Raw genomic sequence first — 5257 nt, 5'->3', positions numbered from 1 at the left:
GCGCTCGAACATCGGCGTCAACGTCGCTTCGATCGACGACCATGGCATCCGGTTAGCCAGTACGGCGAGCGGGTGACGCAAATCGATCATCGCGTCCAGGCGGCTGCGGAAGAAATCGGGCGTGCTCATCGGCAGTTCTCAACTCCCAGAAGATATGCCAATTCAATATCGATTCTGGGAGTTTTGCAACCCCTTGCTCACGCCCATTCCCGCACCACGTCTGGCTTCACGCCGTTCTGCAAGCCCGACTACTGAGGCCGACTGATGTGCGTAATACCTGCCGGTTAGCGCATGCAACGAGCCTCAGCGCTGCTCGGACGTGGGCTGCAAGGTTGCCGAGACGGTGGCCTGTCCCACCTTCGCATCCGCGCTGACGTGCGCATTCACCACGCGTACATGATCGTCGCGCCGCACACTGTCGAGCCAAGTCATCCATGCGCCGAACGGCGCGTTCTTCGCATCGACCTGGACACCTTTGCCTAACGTCGTGACCTGCGGTTCCGGGATGCCCGCCTGTACGAGCGACGCAGCAAGTGCGTCGCGCAGCGCGATGCCCGAAGGCGCCCGCACTGCTGCCGCGCCTTTCAACCGGCGCACCTGATCGACCTGCATCTGTATGTCGGCCAGTTGCACTTCGAGCAGGGGCAGGCTTGCCTTGATCTGGATACATCCGTCCCAGGCGGGTGCCCACAACAGGTTGTACACAATCGCCACGACTGCGAGCGCTCCGCCTACAATAAGCAGTTGCTTTTCGCGCGGCGCGCGTGCCTCAAACCATTCGGTCATTGAGGCCGTGATTGCGCGGATTTGAGCAGCCATTTTCCGTTATCCTCCTGGACCGACAGAGCATTCGCCGCCAGGCGGCGCTTCAACCCGTCCTCATCGATCTCCGTGCCGGTCTTGAACGTCACCTCCACGGAGCCTTCGCTGTAGTGCAGCTCGGCAAGCGACGCGGAAGGAATCGGCCCCAACGCACGAGCGAGTTCGGCCGTCAGAACAAGAAAATCGTCACCACGCAACTCACCTGTACTCTGGGCGAGACGTGCCAGTTGCGACGCCATCTGCGCGTGCGGATCGAGAACTACTGTCGTTTCGGGGAAAGCACTTTTGACCAGCGCGGTCATCTGTGCGTTGAGCGCATCGCGGCGATGACGTAGTTCGAACCACTGCACGTTCAGCGCGACGATCGACAACACCAGAGACGCACCGACGAAACCAAGCGCCACGCACCAAGGCTTCAACCCCTCGACGCCAGGCCGGTTCCGTCCAGCATGCGCCAGATCGAACTGGCACAGATCGAAGCGGCATGCGAGCGCTGCTGTTGCCACAGTCGCGAATGCCAGCCGGCGCTCTACCCAGGCGACACCCCTTCCCTTGGGATGGAACACGCCATCCGTACGGGGAGTTGCCTCGTCATCCGCTCCGGTGCCAGGTTCGCTACGTGCCCTGGAAGTCGCCTCGATCTCCAGCGAATAGACCATTAATGGCTGACGCTGTGCGAGTTCGGCAAGCGTCACATCCAGCTTCGCCGCGTTCACGCTCATGCCAAACCCCAGCACACCCTGCCGGATCGCCAGTTCGATCCAGTCGCCGTGATTCTCCATCGCCTCGTCAACCCGATCGCGACGCACAATCAGCACACTTGCGAACGCATCGGACAACGATGCACTCACGATATCAGGACCACTCTCCTGCATATCTGCAACTGGGCTGACACCGCTCTCCTCTGCGGGCAACTCCGTCGATACTTCGCCGGCCCGCTGCGGGAAACCTTCCTGCTGCAGTGGAATGCAATGGGTCAGCGGCACCGCCCGCAGCCGTCGATGACCGGCCCGCGAGAAGCGATCGAGGACGGCTGCGAACCATTCGCGGTCCACCACTGCGAGACATCGCTCGCCCGAATCGAGCGGCGATGGATCGATTGCGATGTGGCATCCCTGCGAGTCCCGGATGAGATGCTCTTCGACCACGTTCGGCAAAACACGTTGCAGGCGCGGCCCGCTGACCGGCGGCAGCTTCGCATTGAGCAGCAGCGTGTCGCGCGCCGCCACGACCAGCACCGTCGCATCACCCTGGGGTAGCGAATCAAAAAGCGCCTGCCCAGTTTGCAGCGTTTCGCCATTCCGTCCGAGCAATGTGAATGGCAGCCGCGTCGCGTCCCAGCCGGCCGGCCCCAGTACGTCGCTCGACGACAGCAGCACGATCAGATTCGACATGCGCGCCCCCCGGTCCGATCGATCATGGCCGTTGCACCGCAAAATTGCCCACGCCCGTGCTCACCACGTCCAGACTCGCACTACCGGAACTAAGCGTCACCGTCACCGGAACGTTTATGCTCTCATCGCCGAACACTACGCGCGAGACGGCGTCCCCGCTGCCGCTATAGCGGATCGCTATCCCCGTCACCGCCGCGCCCCAGCGGTACGGCTTGAGCAGGTCGTCGACGAGCGGACGCCACGCGCCGCTCTCGGTACGCTGGTAGAACATGTAGCCGCCATCGACCGGTTGCCAGGCAATCGAAGCCGAACGGATCTGCGCTTCGTCGTCTGCGGACTCGAGCATCGTGGCGAGGCGCTGGGCCTCCTCGTTCAGATCGGTGCGACGGTTTCGCGTCGGTGCGAGCGCCGTGACCGCGATCAGCAAGCCGGCGATCAGCAGCACCACCAGCATTTCGAGCAGCGTGAAGCCACGCTGCCGGCCATCGGACCGGCGAGGCCCGCCGTCATTGCCATGAACCAATGTCTGCATCATTGCCCTCTCCACCCGGCTTGCCGTCCGCACCGTAGCTGAAAACGTCGATCGCACCATGTACGCCAGGATTCAGATACTGGTACGCATTGCCCCACGGATCGTTTGGCAGGCGCTCGACGTAGCCACCGTCCTTCCAGTTGTTCGGAACCGGGTCCGTCGACGGCTTCTGGATAAGCGCCTGCAGTCCCTGGTCCTGGGTCGGATACTGTCCGTTGTCGAGCCGGTACAGATTGAGTGCCTGCATGATCGTACCGATGTCCTGGCTCGCAGCCACCCGTCTCGCCTGGTCAGGACGACTCATTATTTTTGGCACGATCAGCGCGGCAAGAATGCCGAGAATCGCGATCACCACCATGATCTCGATGAGCGTGAAGCCTCGTTGCAAAGGACGCCTTGCTCGATAGCTGGAGCGACGTGCAAACGGCATGCTCGAATCAGTCATCATTAGTTCACCTTTCTGTCTAAAAATGAGACTATGTCCCTGCGCCTTGTCCTCTATACAGTCCGGCAGACGACGCCGGACAATGCCCCGACACGGATCAACTCACGCTCGTCCAACCGGCCCCGCACCATGCTCTCGCTCCGCTCTTACCCACAGTTCCTTCCGCGTCCCAACGTGCTGGCCACTGTCGCGGCCGTTGTGCTGTTCATCGCCATCGTGGCCTTGTGGGTGCGGATTTTCCACGCGCCGCCTCCCGCAGGCGTTGCGCGCCCCGCGCTGCCAACGTCCATCGATACAGCCGCGGGCGCGACGCTCTTCGGTGCGCAGGGCGATCGCGGACAGCACGACGCGGTACAACTGCTGGGGATCCTCGCCTTCGATGCACACCACGCCGCGGCTGTCATCAGCGTTGGCGGTGACCCGGCACACGTCGTTCCGATAAACGGCACCGTCACCGATGCCACCACGCTCACCGAGGTCCGCGCACACTCGATCATCGTCGAGCGCAACGGCCTGCAACGCGAAATCACAATGCCCGCACCGCAAAACCCGAGCGTATTCATGCGGTGAAACGCGAGCGTTCAAGTCACTGAACCAGGTTGTTCAGTTCGATGATCGGCATCATCACCGCCAGCACGATTACCAGCACCACACCTCCCATCGCCAGAATCAGCAGCGGTTCGAGCAGGCTCGTTAGGAACATGGTGCGACGCTCCAGCTCGCGCGACTCCCCGTCCGATGCGCGATCGAGCATCGTGGTCACATCCCCCGTCGCTTCGCCGGATCGGATCAGGTGCACCAGCACTGGTGGGAAGGTCTTCGTATTGCCTAGAGCGCGTGACAGCGACATGCCTTCGCGCACGCGCACGATTGCGTCGTCGATATTGACGCGCATCGCGTTGTTGCTGAGCGTATCGGCTGCCGCCTGCAACGCGCGCAGGATCGGTACGCCGGCCGCCGTCAGGATGCCGAGCGTGCTCGCAAAGCGCACCGTGTTGTAGCCGCGGACGAGCTTGCCAAATAGAGGCGCCGTCAGTATCCATCTATCGAACGCAAGCCGCGGGCCGGTCTGGCTGAGAATCTGACGCACGAGCCAGATCAGGCTCACGAGCGCAATGAGCGCGGCCCACCACCAGTGCCGCACGAAATCCGATAGCGCCATCATCACGATGGTCAGGAAAGGCAGTTGCTGTTTGGTACTCGAAAATACGTTGACGACCTGCGGTACCACATAGCTCAACAGGAACGTCACGATACAGAATGCGATGCAGGTCACGACGGCCGGGTACGTGAACGCAAGCAGAATCTTTTGCCTGAGGGCATTGCTCTGTTCGATGTAGTCGGCTAACCGCGAGAGCACGATGCCGAGCTTGCCCGTATGCTCGCCGGCGGCCACCAATGCGCGGTAAATCTCTGGAAAATCGCGTGGATGCTGGGTGAGTGCGTTAGCGAATGAATGACCGCCTACCACCTCAGCCCGGATCGACGCCATCAGTTCGCGAACGTAATCGCGCTCGGACTGGTCGGTCAGCACCGTCAGCGTCTCGTCAAGCGGCAGGCCCGCGATCAGCAGGCTCGCCAGTTGACGCGTGAGAATCGCCTGCTCGCGCTGCGACAGGCGTCGTCCCATTGATAGACGCTGGTTGCGCTCGCCGCGCATACGTGTCGAAGCCGGCTCGACGACGAGCGGCGTGAGGCCCTGCGTGCGCAGCTGACCGCGTCCGGCCCGCGCGCTATCTGCATCGAGCACGCCCTTCAGCGTCTTGCCTGCGGCATTGATCGCTTCATACCGGAAAGCAGGCATGTCATTCTCCGCCAGTCACACGCAGGACTTCTTCGAGTGAGGTTAGGCCCGAGGCGAGCCACCGGTTTGCGTCTTCGCGTAAGGTCCGCATTCCGGCCGCGCGGCCGGCCGCAAGAATGTCGGCGTCGGCGGCATTGCGGTGAATCAGCGGGCTGAGCGCCTCGTCCACCAGCAGCAGTTCATAGACGCCACGCCGCCCCGTATAGCCCGAATGACCGCATTTCTCGCAGCCAACCGGATGCCATTGCGTACGACCATCT

At 62.3% G+C, this 5257-nt stretch carries 6 protein-coding genes and 1 pseudogene; 1 reads left to right on the top strand and 6 read right to left on the bottom strand.

Annotated features, from left to right (window positions below; all coding sequences use genetic code 11):
• Positions 1-303: 303 nt before the first annotated feature.
• From gspM to gspG, 4 genes are read right to left on the bottom strand one after another with little or no spacing between them, the layout of a single operon-like run.
• Positions 304-786, bottom strand: coding sequence for a type II secretion system protein M (gspM, locus tag M0954_RS27090; protein ID WP_297356547.1), 483 nt, complete (start codon positions 784-786; stop codon positions 304-306).
• Entirely contained in the window at positions 783-2216 is a 1434-nt protein-coding gene (gene gspL, locus M0954_RS27085; protein ID WP_297356545.1) for a type II secretion system protein GspL, read from the bottom strand. The genes gspM and gspL overlap by 4 nt, the downstream gene beginning before the upstream one ends.
• Positions 2217-2238: 22 nt before the next feature.
• Positions 2239-2748, bottom strand: a complete 510-nt coding sequence (locus M0954_RS27080) for a GspH/FimT family pseudopilin (RefSeq protein WP_297356551.1) — start codon at positions 2746-2748, stop codon at positions 2239-2241.
• Positions 2723-3178, bottom strand: coding sequence for a type II secretion system major pseudopilin GspG (gspG, locus tag M0954_RS27075; protein WP_297356549.1), 456 nt, complete (start codon positions 3176-3178; stop codon positions 2723-2725). Before gspG ends, M0954_RS27080 begins: the two co-directional genes overlap by 26 nt.
• Positions 3179-3226: 48 nt before the next feature.
• On the opposite strand from gspG, the gene M0954_RS27070 reads away from it, so the two are divergent.
• On the top strand, positions 3227-3763 hold the full coding sequence (locus tag M0954_RS27070; RefSeq protein ID WP_297356543.1) for a general secretion pathway protein GspC: 537 nt from the start codon (positions 3227-3229) through the stop codon (positions 3761-3763).
• Between the two features lie 16 nt (positions 3764-3779).
• On the opposite strand, the gene gspF is transcribed toward M0954_RS27070, so the two are convergent.
• Positions 3780-4997: a type II secretion system inner membrane protein GspF gene (gene gspF / locus M0954_RS27065; protein ID WP_297356541.1), complete on the bottom strand. Its 1218-nt coding sequence runs from the start codon at positions 4995-4997 to the stop codon at positions 3780-3782.
• Position 4998: 1 nt separating this feature from the next.
• Positions 4999-5257, bottom strand: a pseudogene (locus tag M0954_RS27060) (type II secretion system protein GspE); the annotation flags it as partial.

Origin of the sequence: Paraburkholderia sp. (assembly GCF_026225065.1) — a bacterium.
GTDB lineage: Bacteria > Pseudomonadota > Gammaproteobacteria > Burkholderiales > Burkholderiaceae > Paraburkholderia.
The sequence above is the reverse complement of the archived record's forward strand: the minus strand, read 5'-3'. Positions and strand labels throughout refer to the sequence as shown.

Excerpts from the sequence above, each read along its gene's own strand:
- gspM (WP_297356547.1), bottom strand. The coding sequence starts at position 786 with ATGACCGAATGGTTTGAGGCACGCGCGCCGCGCGAAAAGCAACTGCTT.
- gspL (WP_297356545.1), bottom strand. The coding sequence starts at position 2,216 with ATGTCGAATCTGATCGTGCTGCTGTCGTCGAGCGACGTACTGGGGCCG.
- M0954_RS27080 (WP_297356551.1), bottom strand. The coding sequence starts at position 2,748 with ATGCAGACATTGGTTCATGGCAATGACGGCGGGCCTCGCCGGTCCGAT.
- gspG (WP_297356549.1), bottom strand. The coding sequence starts at position 3,178 with ATGCCGTTTGCACGTCGCTCCAGCTATCGAGCAAGGCGTCCTTTGCAA.
- M0954_RS27070 (WP_297356543.1), top strand. The coding sequence starts at position 3,227 with ATGTCCCTGCGCCTTGTCCTCTATACAGTCCGGCAGACGACGCCGGAC.
- gspF (WP_297356541.1), bottom strand. The coding sequence starts at position 4,997 with ATGCCTGCTTTCCGGTATGAAGCGATCAATGCCGCAGGCAAGACGCTG.